This is a genomic window from Streptomyces himastatinicus ATCC 53653 (assembly GCF_000158915.1).
Taxonomy (GTDB): domain Bacteria; phylum Actinomycetota; class Actinomycetes; order Streptomycetales; family Streptomycetaceae; genus Streptomyces; species Streptomyces himastatinicus.
Window position 1 is genome coordinate 498,785 of sequence record NZ_GG657754.1, and the last position, 2,647, is coordinate 501,431.

Here is a 2,647-nt window from a genome sequence, read left to right on the forward strand (position 1 = left end):
GTGCCGCCGCCGATGGTGAGGAGGCGCGGGGCCCGGCCGGGCGCGGTGGCGGCGAGACCGGCGGCCCGGGCGACGTCGCGGACGTCCACGAAGTCGCGGTGGGCGGACAGATCCCCGACGCGGACGGTGGCGTCCGGCTCGTCGGCGCCGTCGGCGCCGTCGGCGTCATTGGGGTCGTCGGCGTCGCTGGGGTCATGCCGCATCGCGAGCCGCAGCTCGGCGGCGAGCCGCCCGGGCAGGCTCGCCGCCGGGGAACCGGGGCCGAGCGGGTTGAACACCCGCAGGACCACGGCGTCCAGGCCCGAGTCGAGGACGGCGAGGGTGCCCGCGAGCTTGGTCGCGCCGTACACGCCGAGCGGGCGTGCGGGCGCGTTCTCGCCGAGGGGGCGGCCGGGCTCGCCCGCCCCGTACTCGGCCGCCGAGCCGAGGTGGACGAGGCGGGCGCCGGGCGCGGCGGCGGCCAGCGCCTCGCACAGGACGGCCGGGCCGCGCGCGTTGGCCCCGGCGAGCGCCACCGCGCCACCGCCGACCGCGCCCGCGCAGTTGACCACGGCGTCGGGTGCGAGCGCCCGCAGGGCGTCCGCCAGCTCAGCCGGGTCGGCGGTGGCCAGGTCGACGGTGAGATCGGCGGTCGGATCGGGAGTCGGGTCGGGATGCGGGACCGGGCCGGACGGGCGGGCGCCGACCAGCACCCGCACGCCGGACAGAGCGCGCAGATGCCGGACGGTGTGCCCGCCGAGGAAGCCGGTGGCGCCCAGTACGAGGATGCGCACGGGCCCGCTCACGCTCCCTTGATCAGCATGCCGCGGCGGGCGTCGAACTCGGCGTTGGCCCGGTCGTAGTCGTCGGGCCGCCCGATGTCCAGCCAGTAGCCGTCGAACTCGTACGCCTGCGGCGGGGTCCCGGCCTCCAGCAGGTCCAGCACCAGTTCGTCGAAGCCCAGCGGCAGGCCCGGGGTGTAGCGGGCGAGGGCGTCGCGGGAGACGCCGTAGACGCCCATGGAGACGCGGTAGTCCATGCTCGGCTTCTCGGCGAAGCCGACCACCCGGCCCTCGTCGGTGTTGAGCACCCCGAAGTCGATGTTCACCTGGCGAGCGTAGGTCGCGATCGTCAGCGGCGCCTCGGCTTCCCTGTGTCTGCGCAGCACATCGCCGAAGTCGAGGTCGGTGAGGACGTCGCCGTTCATCGCGAGGAAGTGTTCGGGCAGCCGGTCGAGCATGGTGAGCAGCGGGCCCATGGTACCCAGCGGGCTGTCCTCGGTGGCGTATCCGACGCGCAGCCCCCACTGGGAGCCGTTGCCGACGTACGCCCGGATGATGTGGCCCAGGTGGCCGATGGCCAGGGTGCAGCTGGTGAAACCGGCCGCCGCGAGCTGGCGCATCACGATCTCCAGGATCGCGTGCTGCTCGCCGATCGGGACGAGCGGCTTGGGCAGGGCGGTGGTGTACGGGCGCAGCCGGACGCCTTTGCCGCCGGCCAGGATGACTGCGTGCATGGGGTGAGGTTCCTCTCCGGTACGGAAGTTGACTGAGAGTCAGACGTTGTAGATGTCGGTCTTGTAGCGGGCGAGGTTCGCCGGGTCGCGGAAGAAGGCAATGGTGTGCTCGAGGCCCTCTTCGAGGCTGTGGGCCGGGGCCCAGCCGGTCGCGGCGCGCAGCCGGGAGGCGTCGCAGACCAGCCGCATCACCTCGGAGTCGGCGGGGCGTACGCGCTGGGTGTCCTCGCAAACGTCGAGATCGGTGTCCATCAGCTTGCCGACGAGGGCGACCAGGTCGCCGACGGAGATCTCCCCGCCGGTGCCCGCGTTGAAGGTGCGGCCGACCACGTCCGCGGCGGGCGCGGTGCCGACGGCGAGGAAGGCGGCCGCGGTGTCCTTGACGTACGTGAAGTCGCGGGTGGGGCGCAGATCCCCAAGGGTGACGGTGCGCTCCCCGGCGGCCACCTGGCCGATCACGGTCGGGATGACGGCGCGCATGGACTGGCGCGGGCCGAAGGTGTTGAACGGCCGCAGGGTCACCACGGGGGTGCCGAAGCTCGCGTGATAGCTGTCGGCCAGCCGGTCGCCGCCCGCCTTCGAAGCGGCGTACGGGGACTGGGTGTTGATGGGGTGGTCCTCGGTGATCGGGACGGTCTGCGCGGTGCCGTACGTCTCGCTGGTGGAGGTGTGGACCAGGCGCGGGATCTCCAGGTGGCGCACGGCCTCCAGCACGTTGAGGGTGCCGGTGACATTGGTGTCGACGTACGAGTGCGGGGCGCGGTACGAGTACGGGATCGCGATCAGCGCGGCGAGGTGGTAGACCGCCTCGGCGCCCTTGACCAGGCCGGTGACCGACCCGGGGTCACGGACGTCGCCGAGGACGACCTCGACCTCGGACAGCACGTCCTGGGGCAGGGTCTCCAGCCAGCCGAAGTCGGAGAAGGAGTTGTACTGCACCATCGCGCGCACCCGTTGGCCGGTGGCGACCAGCGCCTCGACCAGGTGCGAGCCGATGAACCCCTCCGCGCCGGTGACGGCGACGGGGGTGGCGGCGGCCGGACTCTGGGTGTTTTCGGACCTGTTTTGGGACATGCGGGAACTCCACTTCTGTTGCGGGGTGTTGTGGTGGTGGTACTGGAGCGGGAGATGGCTCAGCGGTGGGGTGGTGAT

Annotated in this window: 3 protein-coding genes; all 3 read right to left on the reverse strand. The window is 72.7% G+C overall.

Annotated features, from left to right (window positions below):
* Positions 1-773 (reverse strand): NAD-dependent epimerase/dehydratase family protein (locus SSOG_RS02105; protein WP_039936350.1); only part of this gene is annotated, 773 nt, incomplete at its 3' end.
* An 8-nt stretch (positions 774-781) separates the two neighbouring features.
* Entirely contained in the window at positions 782-1,495 is a 714-nt protein-coding gene (locus tag SSOG_RS02110; protein ID WP_009712539.1) for a nucleotidyltransferase family protein, read from the reverse strand.
* Positions 1,496-1,534: 39 nt separating this feature from the next.
* Positions 1,535-2,569: a GDP-mannose 4,6-dehydratase gene (locus SSOG_RS02115; protein WP_009712540.1), complete on the reverse strand. Its 1,035-nt coding sequence runs from the start codon at positions 2,567-2,569 to the stop codon at positions 1,535-1,537.
* Between the last annotated feature and the right edge of the window lie 78 nt (positions 2,570-2,647).

Excerpts from the sequence above, each read along its gene's own strand:
- SSOG_RS02110 (WP_009712539.1), bottom strand. The coding sequence starts at position 1,495 with ATGCACGCAGTCATCCTGGCCGGCGGCAAAGGCGTCCGGCTGCGCCCG.
- SSOG_RS02115 (WP_009712540.1), bottom strand. The coding sequence starts at position 2,569 with ATGTCCCAAAACAGGTCCGAAAACACCCAGAGTCCGGCCGCCGCCACC.